The sequence below is a fragment of the Oryzihumus sp. JJN4-3R genome (assembly GCF_057747915.1).
Genome location: NZ_CM173229.1, coordinates 2,920,613 through 2,937,427 on the forward strand (window position 1 = coordinate 2,920,613; position 16,815 = coordinate 2,937,427).

A 16,815-nucleotide genomic window follows, 5' to 3' on the forward strand; every position below is an offset into this window, starting at 1 on the left:
AGGCTTCTCAACCTATCAATCCTGCGAGGGCGACCGGAGGTGCTCGTGCGACGACCGCAGCGTGAGGTGGTGGGTGGTCTGCCCGACCGCGTCACGATCTACGAGGTGGGCCCGCGCGACGGGCTGCAGAACGAGAAGGCCGTGGTGCCGGTGCAGGTCAAGGCCGAGTTCGTCCGGCGGCTCGTCGCCGCCGGCCTGGACACGGTCGAGACGACCTCGTTCGTCCCGGCGAAGTGGGTGCCGCAGCTGGCCGACGCCGAGGAGCTGCTCGGCCTGCTCGGGGACGCGGGGCGTGGTCGGAAGCGACCCGTCCTGGTGCCGAACGAGCGTGGCCTCGAGCGGGCGCTGTCCCTCGGGGTGGAGGCGGTGGCCATCTTCGGCAGCGCCACGGAGACCTTCGCCCGCAAGAACCTCAACCGCTCGGTGGAGGAGTCGGTCGCCATGTTCGCGCCCGTCGTCGAGCAGGCCCGCTCGGCCGGGCTGTGGGTGCGGGCCTACGTCTCCATGTGCTTCGGCGACCCGTGGGAGGGTGACGTCCCGATCGCACAGGTCGTCGACGTCGCGCAGCGCCTGATGGACCTCGGGTGCGACCAGCTCAGCCTCGGCGACACGATCGGGGTCGGCACCACCGGACACGTGCAGCGGCTCCTGGATGCCTTGGAGGCCAAGGGGATCGGCGCGGACCGCATCGGCGTGCACTTCCACGACACCTACGGCCAGGCCCTGGTCAACACGGTCGCGGCCCTGAGGCACGGGGTCACCGTGGTTGACGCCTCGAGCGGCGGGCTGGGCGGCTGTCCCTACGCGAAGAGCGCCACCGGCAACCTCGCCACCGAGGACCTCGTCTGGGCGCTGGACGGCCTCGGCATCGAGACCGGCGTCGACCTCGAGGCCCTCGTCGGGACCAGCACGTGGATGGCCGCGCAGCTCGGCCGGCCCTCGCCGTCGCGCGTGGTCAAGGCCCTCGCCGGCTCCGCCTGAGCGGCGCGCGGACCAGGGCACCCTGCGCCGGCAGGAACGGGGTGCCTGAGCCGGCACGCAGGAAGGGGCGGGCACCCTCGGTGCCCGCCCCTCGGCATACCTGCCGTCGTCCTGGTGTCAGGACAGGTTGACCGCCGTGTCGTCGAGGACGAAGGAGGTCTGCAGTGAGGAGTCCTCGGTGCCGGTGAAGGTCACCGTCACGGTCTGGCCGGCGTAGGCCGACAGGTCGTAGGACTTCAGCGCGTAGCCGGTGTTCTTGTTGAGGTTGGACAGCGAGCCCAGCGTGGTCGAGCCGGCCTTGACCGTCATGGTGTCGTACGCCGACGTCGTGGTCGTCTCAGCAGTGTCGATGTGGTAGTAGAAGCTGAGCGTGGCCTTGCACCCGGCCGGGATCGTCACCGACTGCGAGACGGTGTCGGTGTGGGCGCTGCCGTAGCCATCCATCCACGCGTTCCACGTGCCGGTGCGGGCGGGCTCGGAGGTGCCGTTCTGGGCGATGACGCCGCTGGACGCGGACCACGAGACGTTGCCGGACTCGAAGCCGGGGTTGGCGAAGAGCTGGCCGGTGCAGCCACCGCCACCGCCGCCGCCACCGGTGACCGTGGTGTGCGTGATGTCGCAGCGGTTGGTGTCGTTGGACCAGGTGCTCTGCATCGCGTAGCTGCCGTTGCCCATGGTCACGTTGGCCGAGGCGCCCTGGCCGCTGGAGATCCAGGCGCACTCGTCAGCGTTCTCCTGGCCGTTGTAGCTGCTGCCGGTGACCTGGTTGGTCCAGCCGCCGGCCGGGTTCTGGTCGGAGATCGTCTCGGCGTACTCGTGGCCCTCGACCATCGTGTAGCCGTCGAGCGTGCCCGAGGTGTTGACGAAGTTCTGGCCGCAGCTGGTGCCCTGGTCCATGACGTAGGGCATGTTGGTGAACGCGATGTCGCCGTAGGAGGAGGAGACGCCCACGTCGCCGTTCCAGTCGTGCCAGGCGCAGAAGCCACCGGTCTTGTAGTTGTCCGGGTTCAGGCCCTTGGCCGAGAGGATCACGTACTGCGCGTAGCGGTTGGACGCCGCGGAGGTGTTGCCGAAGTGCCCGGCGGCCTTGACCGCCTCGGTGCCCAGCTGGGCGCCGGTCGCGGCGGTCGGCTCGGCGGCGCTGTTGTCGTACCAGACCCCGGCGAGGTTGCCGCCGGTCGGGTAGCCGACGTGCGGGGCGCCGGCCGGGCAGGTGGTCGCGCCGGTCGTGACGAGCGGCCCGTCGCAGTACTGCGTCATGACGCCGGACCAGCCCTCGCCGCCGGTGCCCAGGCCCTTGAACATCTTCTGCAGCTTGGGCGCACCGCCAGCGGTGTCGCTGGAGAAGGTCAGGTTGCCGCTGCCGTCCGTGCCCTGCGTGCCCCACTGGGTACCCCAGAAGACCAGGTAGACCTTGGGGGTGCCGCTGGTGACGCCGATGCCGTCGACGCCGCCGCCGTAGGCGAGGGTCTGCGGTCCGGTGGCCGTCGTGGCCTGGCCCGAGGCGTGCTGCTTGGCCCAGTCGTTCATCTTCTGCTGCTGCTCACGGGTGGGCGTGACGCCGTGGCGGTAGGTGTGGCCGTAGGCCGGGGAGTAGGGGTTGGCCGGCCCCCCGGTGGGCGCGGCGACGGCCGGGGAGGCCGCCAGGCCCGCGGCGACCGTGAGGGCCAGGCCGGTCAGGCCGGCCAGCGCGCTGGCGCGTCCTGATCGAAGTGACAACGACATCGACGTTTCCTCTCGCGAAGTGGTGCAAGGGATTCCTGCGCCACCACCGATCAGTGGTGGCAGCGAGCGGAAACGTATTGACGGCTGTGCATGGCCGACTCCCGGCGAAGGTTCCGGATCGGTATGCCGTCTCCCCGGATTTGGCAGGCAAGGCTGACCTTCCCCGGGTGGTCGCCGCCCGGCGCGGGCGCCGTCGGGGAGCGTCCCGGCGCCACTACGGTGGGCCCATGCCCGACCCGTCCGTGCACCTGCACCTGCACCGGATGCTCGCCCTCGGCCTGAACACCTACGAGGCCAAGGCCTACCTCGCCATGGTCCTGCGCCAGAGCTGGGTCGCGGGCGAGCTGGCCACCCAGGCCGGCATCCCGCGCCAGCGCATCTACGACGTGCTCGCGCGGCTCGTGGAGCGCGGGTTGGCCCTCGACCGCCCCGGCCGGGTGACCCGGTTCAGTGCCGTCGACCCCGACACCGCGATCCAGCGGCTCATCGCGGTGCAGCGTCAGGAGCTCGACGAGCTGAGCACCCGGTCACAGGACCTCGCGCTGACCCTGCGCCGCACCTGGGAGCGCGGTCAGGACGTGCCCGCTGCCGAGGTCCGGGTCGAGGTGCTGCGGGAGCAAGCCCTCGCGACCGTCCGCGCACGGGAGGTCGTGGAGTCGGCCACCGCGGAGCTCTGCGTGCTCGCGCCCGCGAGCGGGCCCTTGAGGCTGCCCGACGCCTCCTCGGTTGCCAGGGTGCTCGACGCGGGCGGGACGGTGCGGCTCCTGCTGCAGTCCGGCCCAGCCGGCGACCTCACCGGCGACCTCACCGACGACCTCGCAGCGGTGCGCGAAGCGGGGGCCGACGTCCGGGTGGTCGACCACGCCCCCCTCGGGCTGGTCCTGGCCGACCGGCGAACCGTCGTCATCTGCCTCGACTCCGCCGACGACGCCACCGACCTCGTCGTGGAGCACGAGGCCCTGGCCGCGAGCCTGCAGCTGACGTTCGACCACTCCTGGGAGCAGGCGAAGGAGGTGCCATGACCCGCCCCCGTCGCCTGGCCCTGCCGGAGTGGCTGCACCTGGCCATGGCATGGGCCCTCGCGATCTTCCTCGTGGCCATGCTGACCCGGCTGTCGGGCCTCTGGTTCTGGCTGGTCCTGGTCTGCTTCCTGCTCACCCTCGGCGAGGTGCTCCCGCGGCGCTGGAGTCGGGCGCTCACCGCTCGCCGCGCCGCCGACGAGGGTCCGGTGCGCTACCCCTCGGGCACCGCGTCGGTGGTTCTGGACGCCGTCGGGGACCGGCCCATCCAGGTGATCAAGCAGGTGCGCGAGGCGACCGGCCTCGGTCTCGCGGCCGCACGAGCGGTCCTCGACTCGCCGTCCGGGGTCGTGCTCGAGGGGGTCGACGTCGACTCGGCCGAGCGGGTGGCCACGGCGCTCTCGGCTGCCGGCGCCTCGGCCCGCGTCGAGCTTCTCCCCTGACGCCGGTGCCGCTCAGGCGGAGGCGGCACCGGTGATCCGGTGGATCGAGAAGCTGCGCTCCACGTTCGACCCGTCGACCGTGCCGTAGGCCCGCCCGCCCTCGATCCGCCTGGGGTAGAACAGGATCCGGGAGGCGCGGCCGTCGGCGTCGGCGTAGCCGATCCACACGCCGTCGCGCTCGGCGGCCGCCTCGCGCAGCAGGGCCATGGTCACCGTCGGGTCCGTGGCGGGCAGGGGCCCCGGGCCGGGCTGACCCTCCGCCCGCGCCCGCTCGTAGGCCGCGGCCTCCTCGCCGGCGCGCAGGGCCGTCACCAGCGCCCCAGCCAGCTCGTCGTCGACCGACTGCACCGTCATCGGGGGAGCCGGCGACCGGCGGGCCGGGGTGCGGTGGTGCGAGGTCGGCGGCACGACGACGCCCCCGTCCATCGTCTCCGCGACGGGAGCAAAACCCTTGTCCCGCAACAGCTCCAGCACCGTCGCCGAGTCGACGGGGGAGACGACGACGGTGGGGGCGATGCGGCGCAGCTGGAGCAGGTGCAGTGAGCGCTCGGCCAGCATCGTGTCGAGCACCGCCTCGTCGTCGCTGCGGACGAACGTCGCCGCGGAGCCCACCCGGGTCTGGCCGTGACGGCGGGCGACGTCGCCGACGAGGTACTCCAGGGGCTGGGGGACCGGGGTCAGGCTCGACTCGTGCAGGGCGCTCAGGACCTGGGCGCTCGACCAGCCCGCGTCCAGGGCGCGCCGGACGCTGCCGGCCGAGAAGCGGTGGACGGTGGCGCCGCCGCGGGACTCGACGTCGGCGACCAGGCGCATGAACTGGGCCAGGCGGCCCTCGAGCCGTCCGGGGGCCACGGCGGTGAGGTCGGCCTGGAGCAGGACGTGCTCCACCGGGGCGGGCAGGTGCCCGGCCATCGCCTCGGCGGCGGCCTCGTCCTGTCCGTCGAGCAGGGCGCGCCCGGCGGCGCCGAGCGCTCCTCGACCGGTGACGCCCAGCCACTCCGCCTCGCGCAGCACCGCGCCGACGACCGCCTCGACGTTGGCCGGGGTGCGCAGCGGTCGCCGCCACCCGATCCGGGCGGTCAGGCTCGCGCGGTCGGGGGCCTCGCCGGGCGGCAGCGTGGCCAGCTCGCGCAGCACGTCCAGCCGCAGCTGGCGGCACATCGGCCAGAGGACCTCGGAGCTCAGCGCGTTGACGGTGCCGCCGGCGGCAGCCGTCGTGCCGACGAGGTGCGGGGCGCGCCCCGTCGCCAGCCACGCCGTGGCGAGCCGCACCCAGCGGTCGGCCGAGGGGCGTTGCTGCCACTCGTCATACGCCGGGGTGGGCGCCCACACCGGCTCGATCGCGCCGTCGTCGGCCACCAGGCCGGCGGCGAACGCCGCCTCGACGAGGAACGCGGCATGCGCGGACGGGACGTCCAGGCCGGTCGCGACCCGCTTGAGGTCGCGCACCGACAGGCCGCCCGCCCGCAGCACCCGCGGCGGGCGCGGTCCCCAGTCGGCGGCGAGCTCGTCGACCAGCCCGAGCAGGTCCGAGGCCTGGCCGCCGGCCGCCGCGTCGACCGACGACGGGGCGTGGGTGGTGGTGGTCAGCGGCGGCGGCTCGAGCAGGAGCTCCCGGTGCAGCCGTCCGCCCCGCAGGTGCAGAGCGACCTCGCGGGGCAGGCAGACCTGCTCGGTGGTCACCGCGGTCAGCAGGTGATGGGCGAGCATCCAGCTGCCGGCGAAGGCCAGCGGGCCGCCCGGGGTGAGGACGCCCACGGGCGGGCCCCACGTGAGCTTGTCCAGCACCGCACGGGCCTCGGGCGGGGCCTCCGCCAGCGAGTCCTCCAGGGCCTGCGGGGTGGCCACCTCCTCGGGCAGCGAGCCACGCAGGTCCGCCAGCGCCGGGCCGAGGCCACCGGGGTAGGGGCCCATCACCTCGGTGACCGTGCGCACCACGTGCCAGCCGTCCGCGCCACGCCAGACGAGGGCGCGCTCCCACAACGGGTCGAGGTGGCGCAGCAGGACGCGCGGGCCCAGGCCCAACAGGGCGGCGGCCCGGTCGGTGTCGACCGGGTCGCCGGCGACGACGAGGGCCTCGAGCACCTGAAGCCGGCCCCGGTCGAGCCCGTCGAGGGCGCGCTGGACGCTGGCCCGGGTGGACGCGCGGGCGGCCAGGGAGGTCAGGTCCGCCGGGGCGGGCCGGGCGAGGTCCGGGCGCAGCGAGATCAGGCGGCGCAGCTGGGGGTCGGAGCGCCCGCGCACGTCCTCGGCGAGGCTGCGGGCCCGGGAGGCGGGCCGGGAGGAGGAGGCAGGCACACGCCATACGGTAATCGCGGCCGTGTCCCTCTTGCCGCTGCCCGGGGGCGTGGTGAGGATGGGGCGCGTGCAGACACCGGTGATGCTGTCCTACAGCTCAGGCCCGTCGCAGACCCCGCTGCTCGGTGACACGATCGGCGACAACCTCGAGCGCACGGTCGCGCGGCACGGGGACCGGGAGGCGCTCGTCGACGTGCCGAGCGGGCGCCGGTGGACCTACGCCGAGCTCAACGCCGACGTCGACGCCCTCGCCCGAGGGCTGCTGGGTCGCGGGATCGAGGCCGGGGACCGGGTGGGCATCTGGTCGCCGAACTGCGCCGAGTGGACGCTGCTGCAGTACGCCACCGCCAAGGTCGGCGCGGTGCTGGTCAACGTCAACCCGGCCTACCGCAGCCACGAGCTGGCCTACGTCGTGCGGCAGTCAGGCATGCGGATGCTCTTCAGCGCGGTGGCGCACAAGACCTCGGACTACCGGGGCATGGTCGAGGAGGTGCGCGGAGACTGCCCCGACCTGGCCGAGGTCGTGTGGATCGGCGAGGGCTCCTGGTCCGACCTGGTCGCCTCGGGCGGGGCGGTCGAGGACTCGGCGCTCGCCGCCCGGATGCGCACGCTCAGCACCGACGACCCGATCAACATCCAGTACACGAGCGGCACCACGGGCTTCCCCAAGGGCGCCACGCTGAGCCACCACAACATCCTCAACAACGGCTACTTCGTCGGCGAGCTGGTCAGCTACACCGAGGCCGACCGGGTCTGCCTCCCGGTGCCCTTCTACCACTGCTTCGGCATGGTGATGGGCAACCTCGCGGCCACCTCGCACGGCGCGTGCATGGTCATCCCGGCGCCGTCCTTCGACCCCGCGGCGACGCTGGAAGCCGTTGCGGCAGAACGCTGCACGTCGCTCTACGGCGTGCCGACCATGTTCATCGCCGAGCTCGGGCTGGCCGACTTCGGCACCTACGACCTGTCGACCCTGCGCACCGGCATCATGGCCGGGTCGCCGTGCCCGGTGGAGGTGATGAAGCGGGTCGTCGCCGAGATGCACATGTCGGAGGTGGCCATCTGCTACGGCATGACCGAGACCTCGCCGGTGTCGACGATGACCCGCATCGACGACGACCTGGCCCGGCGCACCGAGACCGTCGGTCGGGTCATGCCCCACCTGGAGGTCAAGGTCGTCGACCCCGTCACCGGCCTGACCGTGCCGCGCGGCGAGCCGGGCGAGCTGTGCACCCGCGGATACAGCGTGATGCTCGGCTACTGGGAGCAGGCGGACAAGACCGCCGAGGCGGTCGACGCGGCGCGGTGGATGCACACCGGCGACCTCGCGACGATGGACGAGGCCGGCTACCTCTCGATCGTCGGCCGGATCAAGGACATGGTCATCCGCGGTGGCGAGAACGTCTACCCGCGCGAGATCGAGGAGTTCCTCTACACGCACCCGGCCATCGCCGACGTGCAGGTGATCGGCGTGCCGGACGCGAAGTACGGCGAGGAGCTCATGGCCTGGGTCGTCATGAAGCCCGGCCAGGAGGCGCTCACGGTCGAGGCCGTCCGGGAGTTCTGCAGCGGCCAGCTCGCGCACTACAAGGTGCCGCGCTACGTCCACGTCGTCGACGGGTTCCCGATGACGGTGACCGGCAAGATCCGCAAGGTGGAGATGCGGGCGCAGGCCGTGGAGATCCTCGGCCTGCAGGACGCCGCCGGCATCCGGCACGCCTGAGCCGGTGCCCTCCACAGCCCCCGGTATGCCGCGCCTCCTCACCCGCCTGCCGTGCCCCGCCTCCTGCTGCTGAACGGCTTCCCGGCCAGCGGGAAGTCGACGCTGGCACGGCGCTACGTCGCCGACCACCCGCTGGCCCTCGACCTCGATGTCGACCGGCTGCGCGGGCAGCTCGGCGTGTGGCGCGAGGACCGGCACGCTGCCGGTCTGGCAGCCCGGGACCTCGCCCTGGCGATGGCGCGCACGCACCTGGCGGCCGGTCACGACGTCGTGGTGCCGCAGTTCCTGGGCCGGCGCCGCTTCGTCGACCAGCTCGCCGAGGTCGCCGCGCACAGCGGTGTGCCGTTCCACCATGTCGTCCTCCTGGCCGACCGGGAGGGGGCGATCCAGCGCTTCCACGAGCGGGCGGCCCGCGCCGCGGAGGAGGACCACGTCGACGCGGCCCGCCACGTCGCCGGGGACGGCGGCGAGGCCGCCCTGCACCGCATGTACGACCACCTCCTCGAGGTGGTCGCGGAGTGCCCGGGAGTCGTCCTGGCGCCGACCGTCGACGGCGAGGTGGAGGGCAGCTACCGCGCCGTGCTCGCCGCGGTCCGGGCCTGAGGGCGCGGGGACGCCGGGCAGAACCACCCGGTTGGGGCGGTTCGTCCGGTGCAGCCGGATTGGTGTGAGTCATAGCCGATTCCTAGGAAAGGGCCTGCCGGGCCTCAGGATCGGAGCGCATCCTGTGGGTGTCGAAAGGACTGCCATGTCGCAGCAGCCGCCCCCCGAACCACACGGGCCGAGCGAGCCCACCCAGCCGATGCCCCCCAGCCCCACCGCGCCGCAGCCGCAGGTGCCCGCCGCGCAGCAGCCCCCCGCCCCGCCGCCGGCGACGTCGTCGACGCAGGCCGCCCAGGGCGCGCCCCCGGCCGCCGCCGGACCGGCGGGCGCGACCGGCGCGGCCCAGGGCCCGCCGCCGGGTGGACCGGGTCAGCCGACGCCGGTGGGCTACGGCGGCCCGCCTCCCGGCCGCTGGCAGCGGGCGACGGCGACCACCGGGCGCCGGTGGGCCCTGGCCGCGGTGGCTGCCGTGGTCGCGCTCGTCCTCGTCGCCGTGGTGGCGGCCACCGGGTTCTTCATCGGTCGTCGGGTGGCCTTCGGTGGCGACCGGTCCGGCTTCATGATGGGCCAGCGTGACGACGGCCTGAACGGCAACCGCGGCGACCGCAACGGCCAGGGCAACGGCCAGGGCAACGGCCAGAACCGTCGCCCGCTCATGCCCGGTATGCCGGGTGGTCGCCTCCCGTCGCTGCCCGGCAGCGGCGCGGCGCACGGGGAGTACACGGTGCAGGGCCGCACCGTGCTCTTCCAGTCCGGCCAGGTGACCGCCCTGTCCAGCACCTCGGTCACCCTGCGCAGTGACGACAGCTTCACGCAGACCTACACGATCACCAGCCAGTCCCGCGTCCGCGGGATGCAGCTCGGCGCCGTCCGCACCGGTGACACCGCTTTCGTCATCGCAGCCAAGGACACCCGCGAGGTCGTGCTGCTGACCGTCATGGGCCCCCAGGGTTCCGGCGGGACGAGCTGACCCTTTAGGTTCTCGGGGCGTGAGCACTCCCGAGCTGCCCAGCGGGGCCCAGTGGACCATCCGGCACGGCGACCAGGAGGCCGTGGTCGTCGAGGTGGGCGGTGGCCTGCGCACCTGGACCCGTGGCGGCGAGCCGGTCCTGTCCGGCTATGCGCCCGACCAGCAGTGCACCGCCGGTCGGGGACAGCTGCTCATCCCGTGGCCCAACCGGGTCGCGGACGGCCGCTACTCCTTCGGGGGCAAGGACTTCCAGCTCGCGCTCAACGAGCCGGCCCTGCGCAACGCCAGCCACGGGCTGGTCCGCTGGGCCCTGTGGACGCTGCTGGAGCACGAGCCGCACCGGCTCACGGTGGGCTACCGGCTGCATCCCCAGCAGGGCTGGGCCGGCTGCCTGGACCTCGAGGTCACCTACGAGCTCGACGACGCCGGCCTGACCGTGACACCGCGGGCTCGCAACGTCGGCGCCTCCGCCGCGCCCTTCGGGTTCGGCGCGCACCCCTACCTGACCGCGGGGGAGGACCTCGTCGACGAGCTGGAGCTCCGGCTGCCGGCGAGCCGGCGCCTCCTCGTGGACGAGCGGCTGCTGCCCACCGGCCTGGAGCCGGTCGCGGACGGCCCGATGGACTTCCGGGACGGGCGGAGGGTCGGTGACACCGCGCTGGACACGGCGTTCACCGACCTCGCCGTCGACGGCGACGGACGCTGGCGCGTCGAGCTGACCCGACCCGGGGCCGGGCGGGCCGTCACCCTCTGGGCGGACGCGGCATACGGCTGGGTGCAGGTCTTCTCCGGCGACGCGTTCGCGCCGGACCTGCGGCGTCGCAGCGGACTGGCCGTCGAGCCGATGACCTGCCCGCCGAACGCCCTGGCGACGGGCACCGACCTGATCGTGCTCGAGCCCGGCCAGGAGTGGTCCGCGGCATGGGGGATCACGACGGCCTGACGGCTGCGGGTGGGAGATGGGGGCACGGACTGGGCGAAACCGATTTTCGGGTGCACCACCGGCCGGATAGCCTTGGCACAGCGCACCGTGCGCCAATGTGTCATGCCCGGCATCGGCCGGGCTGGCCAACCTGACGAGCAAGAGGTGGACAGTGCCGACGGGCAAGGTCAAGTGGTACGACGCGGAGAAGGGCTTCGGCTTCCTCAGCGACGACGAGGGTGGCGACGTGTTCCTGCACGCCAATGCGCTGCCCGAAGGGGTGACCACGCTCAAGGGCGGCACACGCGTCGAGTTCGGCATCGTCGAGGGCCGGCGCGGGGCGCAGGCCCTGTCGGTGCGGCTGCTGGACCCGGCGCCCTCCGTGGCGGCCGCGGTCCACGAGAAGAAGCGCCTCAAGCCGGATGAGATGGCCGTCGTCATCGAGGACGTCATCAAGCTGCTCGACGGGGCCTCCAACAGCTACCGCCGGGGCCGTCACCCCGACAAGGCCATGGCCGCCAAGGTGGCCAAGGCGCTGCGCGGCGTGGCCGACCAGCTCGACGGATCTGCGGGCTGATCGTCATGCCACCCAAGGACGACGCCACCCTCCGCAGCGCGGTCGACCTCGCCCGTGAGGCGGCCGAGGGCATCGCCGAGCGGGGCACCGTCGGCGACCACATCGGCTTCTCCATGGACGACGAGCGGCTGGCCACGCACTACTTCGCCTGCACCGCGCCGGCCTACCCCGGCTGGCGCTGGGCGATCACCGTGGCCCGGGTCTCCCGCGCCCGCAAGGTCACCGTGTGCGAGACCAACCTCGTCCCGGGCGACGGCGCGCTGCTGTCTCCGGAGTGGCTGCCCTACGAGCAGCGCCTGGCGCCGGGGGACCTCGGCGCCGGCGACGTGCTGCCGTTTATCGAGCAGGACCCCCGCCTCGAGCCCGGCTTCGAGGCCACCGGCGACGAGGACGTCGACCAGGTGGCGCAGTGGGAGCTCGGGCTCGGGCGACAGCGCGTCCTGTCGGCCGAGGGCCGCGAGGAGGCGGCGCAGCGCTGGTACGACGGCGAGAACGGCCCCACCTCCCCGGTCGCCGAGCAGGCTCCCGCTCCGTGCTCCACCTGCGGCTTCTTCATGCCGATGGTGGGTGCCCTGCGCTCTTTTTTCGGCGTCTGCGCCAACGCCTGGTCTCCCTCCGACGGTCGCGTCGTGAGCCTTGACCACGGCTGCGGCGCGCACAGCGAGGTCGACATCGAGCGCCCCGAGCCGGCTCCGGCCGACCAGCCGATCGTCGACGACTTCGCCTACGACGTCCTGACCTGACCCGGCGGGCGCGCCCCGACCGGTGCCGGGGCGTACCCGCGGGTAGCCTTGCCCGCATGCCGTGGACCCCCGCCGACCTGCCCCGCATGGAAGGCCTCCGTGCCCTCGTGACCGGTGCCAACTCCGGGATCGGCTGGCACACCAGCGCCGCGCTGGCCCGTAGCGGTGCGCACGTCACCCTGGCCTGCCGCAACACCGAGTCGGCTGACACCGCGGCCCAGCGCATCCGGGCGACGGTGCCGGACGCCAAGGTCGAGGTGCGCCACCTCGACCTGTCTTCGCTGGAGTCGGTGTCCCGCCTGAGCCAGGAGTGGGACGGGCCGCTGGACCTGCTGTTCAACAACGCCGGCGTCATGACGCCTTCGACGTGGCAGCCGACCAGCGACGGCTTCGAGCTGCAGTTCGGCACCAACCACCTCGGCCACTTCGCCCTCACAGCGGGGCTGCTGCCGGCGCTGAAGGCGGCGCGCAACCCGCGGGTCGTGACCGTCTCCTCGATCCGCCACCACTGGGGCACCGAGTCGGTCCTGGCGGGCAACCCCGCGGAGGACTACCGCCCGGGCCCGGCCTACGGCAACTCCAAGCTGGCCAACCTGCTCTTCGGCCGGGAGCTGCAGCGCCGCGCCGCCGTCCACGCCCCGCACCTGACCTCGACGATGGCCCACCCCGGCGTCTCCGCGACCGGCCTGGTCACCGACACCCAGGGCATGGGCGCCAACCCGGTGGTGCGCGCCCTCGCCCCGGCCGCCCTGCGGCTGGCCTTCCAGTCCGCCGCTGCCGGGGCCAACCCCAGCCTGTATGCCGCGACCGAGGCCGAGCCGGGCTCCTACACCGGGCCGCAGTGGCTGGGGGAGACCCGGGGGCCGGTCGGCCCGGCCCGCCTGAGCGCCCAGGCCGAGGACGCCCGGCTCGCCGATCGGCTGTGGGAGCGCAGTGCCGAGCTGACCGGGGTGGGCTTCGGCTGGGAGTCCTGACCCGTAATACCGGGCTGGTCTTGCCTCGCGCGCAGGCGGGGTGAGCCGGAACGGAAGCGGTGGGTCTCAGGCGTCGGCGGCGTTGCCGCGACCGCGGCGCACGTAGGTCCAGCCGATGCCGCCCAGGACGATGCCGGCGACGCAGGCCCACGGCCACCAGTGGCGCGAGCCGGTGTGCAGGGCCGGGACGACCAGCGTGACGACCAGCGCGACCGCCCAGACCAGCATGCCGACCTCGATGACGCGCGTGGTCCTGACCTTCAGCGGCTCGGGCGCGGGGCGGGACGGCGTGATCACCCTCGCACTCTATGCGGCATCGTGCGTCAGGTTGCGGCCCCACCCCCTACCCTGTAGGCCATGCCGTCTACCGCCACGTCGCCACGGCCCACCGCTACGCGCGGTGCCCTGGACAACTTCTTCCGCATCACCGAACGCGGCTCGACCATCGGGCGGGAGGTGCGCGGCGGGTTCGCCACCTTCTTCACGATGGCCTACATCGTGGTCCTGAACCCGCTGATCATCGGCACCCAGACCGATGGCACCGGCCACTTCCTGGGGGGCGGCAACGCACCCAACCTCGCCATGGTGGCTGCGGCCACGGCCCTGGTGGCCGGCGTCATGAGCCTGCTGATGGGCGTCGTGGCCAACTACCCGCTGGCCATCGCGGCAGGCCTGGGCCTGAACGCGTTCGTGACCTTCGGGATCGCCAAGCTGCCGCAGATGACCTGGGCCGACGCCATGGGCCTGGTCGTCATCGAGGGCATCATCATCACGGTGCTGGTGCTCACCGGCTTCCGCCAAGCGGTCTTCCGGGCCGTGCCGCCGCAGCTGAAGATCGCCATCAGCGTGGGCATCGGCCTGTTCATCACGATCATCGGCCTCGTCGACTCCGGCTTCGTGCGCAAGCCCGTCGCCGGTCCCGTGCCGGTCGAGCTGGGCATCGGCGGCTTCCTCGCCGGCTGGCCGCTGCTGGTCTTCATCGTCGGCCTGCTGGCGATCATCGTGATGATGGTCAAGAAGGTGAAGGGCGCGATCCTCTACGGCATCGTCGGCGCCACCCTGCTGGCCATGCTCGTCGAGCTGACGTTCAACGTCGGCAGCCAGACCGACAAGACCGGCAAGGTCGTCAACCCGGCCGGCTGGGGCCTCAACGTCCCCAAGCTCCCGGACAACGCCTTCGACATCCCCGACTTCGGCCTGCTGGGCCACTTCTCGCTGCTGGGCTCCTTCTCCAAGATCGGCATCGTCTCCGCGGCGCTGCTCGTCTTCACCCTGGTGCTCGCCGACTTCTTCGACACGATGGGCACCATGGTCGCCATCGGCGCCGAGGGCGGTCTGCTCGACAAGGACGGCAACCCGATCGGCGCCCAGAAGATCCTCGTGGTGGACGGCCTGGCGGCTGCCGCCGGTGGTGTCGGCAGCGTGAGCAGCAACACCGGCTTCATCGAGTCCGCGGCCGGCGTGGGCGAGGGCGCCCGCACCGGTCTGGCTGCGGTCGTGACCGGCGTGCTCTTCCTGGCGTCGACGTTCGTCGCCCCCCTCGTGGCAGTGGTGCCCTACGAGGCGGCCACGCCGGCGCTGGTCGTCGTCGGCTTCCTGATGATGCAGCAGGTCAAGGGCATCGACTGGGACGACCTGGAGATCGCCTTCCCGGCGTTCCTCACCATCGTCCTCATGCCGTTCACCTACTCGATCACGGTCGGCATCGGCGCCGGGTTCGTGCTCTACGTGCTGATCAAGCTGGTGCGCGGCAAGGCCCGCACGCTGCACCCGATCATGTGGCTGGTGTCGGCGCTGTTCGTCGTCTACTTCGCGATCGACCCGGTCAAGGAGATCCTCGGCGTGAAGTGAGCAGGGCCGCTTCGGCGGTCAGTGGTGAGCGGCGGGTCCATGGTCTCCATGGGCCCGCCGCTTCGCGTTGCACGGGGTAGAAACGGAATACTTAGCACAGGTAATGAGTTATGCTAACGACATCAGGGAGGCAGCATGACCACCAAGGCGAAGGCGCCGACGTCGACCTCTCTCGCGACGTTGGCCAACGACCTGCGACTGGCCTGCATGAGGATCAGCCGGCGGGTCCGCTTCGAGAGCACCGACCTCGTGGCGCCGCACCAGTTCAGCGTGATGGCACGGCTCGAGGAGACGCCCCGCACCCCGCGCGAGCTCGCGGACATCGAGCGGGTGAGCGCACCGAGCATGAGCCGCACCGTCGCGGCCCTGGTCGAGCGGGGGCTCGTCCTGCGCGCCGACGACCCCACCGACGGGCGACAGGTCATTCTGTCGCTGACGCCCGAGGGTGCACGCACGCTCAAGGACATCCGCCGCCGCCGCGACGAGTGGATGGCCAGCCGGATCAAGGACCTGTCCGCCGAGGAGCGCGAGGTCCTCACCAGGGCGAGCGAGATCCTGCTGAGGGTGGCGGGACAGTGAGCCCCACCTTCCGTTCCCTCGCCATCTACAACTACCGGGTCTATGCCGCTGGCGCGCTCATCTCCAACGTCGGCACGTGGATGGGCCGGGTCGCCCAGGACTGGCTGGTCCTGACCGAGCTCACCCACCACTCCTCGGTGGCGCTCGGCGTCGTCACCGGCCTGCAGTTCCTTCCGCTGCTCCTGCTCGCCCCGTGGTCGGGCATGATCGCCGACCGGTTCAACAAGCGACGCATCCTCACCGTGACCCAGAGCTCGCTCGCGCTCACGTCGGCGCTGACCGGCGTGCTCGTGGTGACCGGCACCGTTCAGCTCTGGCACGTCTACGCGCTCGCGTTCCTCCAGGGCGTGGCGACCGCGGTGGACAACCCGGCCCGGCAGACCTTCGTGTCCGAGATGGTGCCGCGCGACGAGCTCGCCAACGCCGTCGGGCTCAACAGCGCCTCCTTCAACGCCGCCCGCCTGATCGGCCCCGGCGTGGCCGGGCTGTTGATCGCCGCCGCGGGCACCGGGCCGGCGTTCCTCATCAACACCCTGACCTTCGTCGCGGTGCTCGTCGCGCTCTGGCGGATGCGGGTCGGTGAGCTCAAGCCGGCTCCCCGCGCCCGCGGCAAGGGCCAGATCGTCGAGGGCGTGCGCTACGTGCGCAGCCGTCCGGACCTCATGCTGATCATGGCCATCGTGTTCGTGCTCGGCACGTTCGGGATGAACTTCCAGATGACGACGGCGCTCATGGCCACTGCCGTGTTCCACAAGGGCGCGGGGGAGTACGGCCTGCTCGGCTCGATCATGGCCATCGGGTCGCTCTCGGCGGCGCTGCTCTCGGCGCGTCGCCCCCGTCCCCGGCTGCGGATCCTGCTGGTCGCCCTCGGCGGGTTCGTCGTCTCCACGGCGGCCGCCGCCCTGGCGCCGACCTACCTCTGGTTCGCGGTGCTGCTGGTGCCGGTGGGCCTGAGCGCCCTGACGGTCCTCACGAGCGCCAACTCCATGGTGCAGCTGAGCGTGGCCCCGCAGATGCGTGGCCGGGTGATGGCGCTCTACATGGCGATCTTCATGGGGGGCACGCCGCTCGGCTCACCCCTGGTCGGCTGGATCGGGTCGGCGTGGGGGCCGCGCTGGACCATCCTCATCGGGACCATCACCGTCGCCATGGCGCTGGTGGCTGCGACGATGTACCTCATGCGTAGCGAGAACCTCCACGTCGAGTACGAGTGGCGCGGCCGGCCACGGCTCGCCCTGGTCCGCCACGCCGAGCAGCCGATGCCCGAGATCGCGGCCTGATGACCCCGCGCTTCCGCCGGCTCATCGTGCTGCTCGCGCTGGCCGCCCTCCTGGTCGTCGCCGTGGTCGGGGCGCTCGTGCACTGACAGCCGTGCCGGGCCGGACAAGTCGGGCCGGACAACACGAC

Annotated in this window: 16 protein-coding genes; 13 read left to right on the forward strand and 3 right to left on the reverse strand. The window is 72.6% G+C overall.

What is annotated here, in order from left to right:
• The first annotated feature begins 45 nt into the window (after positions 1 to 45).
• Positions 46 to 981, forward strand: a complete 936-nt coding sequence (locus AC3ANM_RS13990; RefSeq protein ID WP_488285024.1) for a hydroxymethylglutaryl-CoA lyase — start codon at positions 46 to 48, stop codon at positions 979 to 981.
• A gap of 117 nt (positions 982 to 1,098) precedes the next feature.
• On the opposite strand, the gene AC3ANM_RS13995 is transcribed toward AC3ANM_RS13990, so the two are convergent.
• Positions 1,099 to 2,706, reverse strand: a complete 1,608-nt coding sequence (locus tag AC3ANM_RS13995; protein WP_488285025.1) for a hypothetical protein — start codon at positions 2,704 to 2,706, stop codon at positions 1,099 to 1,101.
• A gap of 227 nt (positions 2,707 to 2,933) precedes the next feature.
• On the opposite strand from AC3ANM_RS13995, the gene AC3ANM_RS14000 reads away from it, so the two are divergent.
• Positions 2,934 to 3,728, forward strand: a complete 795-nt coding sequence (locus AC3ANM_RS14000; protein WP_488285026.1) for a TrmB family transcriptional regulator — start codon at positions 2,934 to 2,936, stop codon at positions 3,726 to 3,728.
• Positions 3,725 to 4,168, forward strand: a complete 444-nt coding sequence (locus tag AC3ANM_RS14005) for a ribosomal protein L7/L12 (RefSeq protein WP_488285027.1) — start codon at positions 3,725 to 3,727, stop codon at positions 4,166 to 4,168. Before AC3ANM_RS14000 ends, AC3ANM_RS14005 begins: the two co-directional genes overlap by 4 nt.
• 12 nt (positions 4,169 to 4,180) lie before the next feature.
• Here the strand turns inward: AC3ANM_RS14005 and AC3ANM_RS14010 are convergent, their stop codons facing one another.
• Positions 4,181 to 6,466, reverse strand: coding sequence for a helicase-associated domain-containing protein (locus AC3ANM_RS14010; protein ID WP_488285028.1), 2,286 nt, complete (start codon positions 6,464 to 6,466; stop codon positions 4,181 to 4,183).
• Positions 6,467 to 6,524: 58 nt separating this feature from the next.
• Between AC3ANM_RS14010 and AC3ANM_RS14015 the strand changes: the two genes are divergently transcribed.
• The 7 genes from AC3ANM_RS14015 (at position 6,525) to AC3ANM_RS14045 (ending at position 12,978) form a co-directional block, all read left to right on the forward strand.
• Positions 6,525 to 8,189, forward strand: coding sequence for an AMP-binding protein (locus AC3ANM_RS14015; protein ID WP_488287957.1), 1,665 nt, complete (start codon positions 6,525 to 6,527; stop codon positions 8,187 to 8,189).
• A gap of 51 nt (positions 8,190 to 8,240) precedes the next feature.
• Complete coding sequence (locus AC3ANM_RS14020; RefSeq protein ID WP_488285029.1) at positions 8,241 to 8,792, forward strand: AAA family ATPase; 552 nt, start codon at positions 8,241 to 8,243, stop codon at positions 8,790 to 8,792.
• Between the two features lie 199 nt (positions 8,793 to 8,991).
• On the forward strand, positions 8,992 to 9,762 hold the full coding sequence (locus tag AC3ANM_RS14025) for a hypothetical protein (RefSeq protein WP_488285030.1): 771 nt from the start codon (positions 8,992 to 8,994) through the stop codon (positions 9,760 to 9,762).
• Between the two features lie 19 nt (positions 9,763 to 9,781).
• Entirely contained in the window at positions 9,782 to 10,705 is a 924-nt protein-coding gene (locus tag AC3ANM_RS14030) for an aldose 1-epimerase family protein (protein ID WP_488285031.1), read from the forward strand.
• Positions 10,706 to 10,856: 151 nt separating this feature from the next.
• A complete protein-coding gene (locus tag AC3ANM_RS14035; RefSeq protein WP_488285032.1) occupies positions 10,857 to 11,261 on the forward strand; it encodes a cold-shock protein in 405 nt (134 codons plus the stop codon).
• 5 nt (positions 11,262 to 11,266) lie between these two features.
• Positions 11,267 to 12,004: a DUF3027 domain-containing protein gene (locus AC3ANM_RS14040; RefSeq protein ID WP_488285033.1), complete on the forward strand. Its 738-nt coding sequence runs from the start codon at positions 11,267 to 11,269 to the stop codon at positions 12,002 to 12,004.
• Positions 12,005 to 12,060: 56 nt separating this feature from the next.
• On the forward strand, positions 12,061 to 12,978 hold the full coding sequence (locus tag AC3ANM_RS14045; protein ID WP_488285034.1) for an oxidoreductase: 918 nt from the start codon (positions 12,061 to 12,063) through the stop codon (positions 12,976 to 12,978).
• A gap of 66 nt (positions 12,979 to 13,044) precedes the next feature.
• Here the strand turns inward: AC3ANM_RS14045 and AC3ANM_RS14050 are convergent, their stop codons facing one another.
• The gene (locus tag AC3ANM_RS14050; RefSeq protein WP_488285035.1) at positions 13,045 to 13,275 is read right to left on the reverse strand and encodes a DUF2530 domain-containing protein; all 231 of its coding nucleotides are present in this window, start codon (positions 13,273 to 13,275) and stop codon (positions 13,045 to 13,047) included.
• Positions 13,276 to 13,335: 60 nt separating this feature from the next.
• Here AC3ANM_RS14050 and AC3ANM_RS14055 point away from each other — a divergent pair, with 60 nt between their 5' ends.
• The 3 genes from AC3ANM_RS14055 to AC3ANM_RS14065 all read left to right on the forward strand — a co-directional run bounded on the left by AC3ANM_RS14055 (position 13,336) and on the right by AC3ANM_RS14065 (position 16,688).
• Complete coding sequence (locus tag AC3ANM_RS14055; protein WP_488285036.1) at positions 13,336 to 14,829, forward strand: NCS2 family permease; 1,494 nt, start codon at positions 13,336 to 13,338, stop codon at positions 14,827 to 14,829.
• A 135-nt stretch (positions 14,830 to 14,964) separates the two neighbouring features.
• Positions 14,965 to 15,408 (forward strand): MarR family winged helix-turn-helix transcriptional regulator, encoded by a 444-nt coding sequence (locus tag AC3ANM_RS14060; protein WP_488285037.1) that lies wholly within the window; start codon positions 14,965 to 14,967, stop codon positions 15,406 to 15,408.
• Positions 15,405 to 16,688: an MFS transporter gene (locus AC3ANM_RS14065; RefSeq protein ID WP_488285038.1), complete on the forward strand. Its 1,284-nt coding sequence runs from the start codon at positions 15,405 to 15,407 to the stop codon at positions 16,686 to 16,688. The genes AC3ANM_RS14060 and AC3ANM_RS14065 overlap by 4 nt, the downstream gene beginning before the upstream one ends.
• Positions 16,689 to 16,815 lie beyond the last annotated feature (127 nt).

Excerpts from the sequence above, each read along its gene's own strand:
- AC3ANM_RS13995 (WP_488285025.1), bottom strand. The coding sequence starts at position 2,706 with ATGTCGTTGTCACTTCGATCAGGACGCGCCAGCGCGCTGGCCGGCCTG.
- AC3ANM_RS14000 (WP_488285026.1), top strand. The coding sequence starts at position 2,934 with ATGCCCGACCCGTCCGTGCACCTGCACCTGCACCGGATGCTCGCCCTC.
- AC3ANM_RS14005 (WP_488285027.1), top strand. The coding sequence starts at position 3,725 with ATGACCCGCCCCCGTCGCCTGGCCCTGCCGGAGTGGCTGCACCTGGCC.
- AC3ANM_RS14015 (WP_488287957.1), top strand. The coding sequence starts at position 6,525 with ATGGGGCGCGTGCAGACACCGGTGATGCTGTCCTACAGCTCAGGCCCG.
- AC3ANM_RS14025 (WP_488285030.1), top strand. The coding sequence starts at position 8,992 with ATGCCCCCCAGCCCCACCGCGCCGCAGCCGCAGGTGCCCGCCGCGCAG.
- AC3ANM_RS14040 (WP_488285033.1), top strand. The coding sequence starts at position 11,267 with ATGCCACCCAAGGACGACGCCACCCTCCGCAGCGCGGTCGACCTCGCC.
- AC3ANM_RS14045 (WP_488285034.1), top strand. The coding sequence starts at position 12,061 with ATGCCGTGGACCCCCGCCGACCTGCCCCGCATGGAAGGCCTCCGTGCC.
- AC3ANM_RS14055 (WP_488285036.1), top strand. The coding sequence starts at position 13,336 with ATGCCGTCTACCGCCACGTCGCCACGGCCCACCGCTACGCGCGGTGCC.
- AC3ANM_RS14060 (WP_488285037.1), top strand. The coding sequence starts at position 14,965 with ATGACCACCAAGGCGAAGGCGCCGACGTCGACCTCTCTCGCGACGTTG.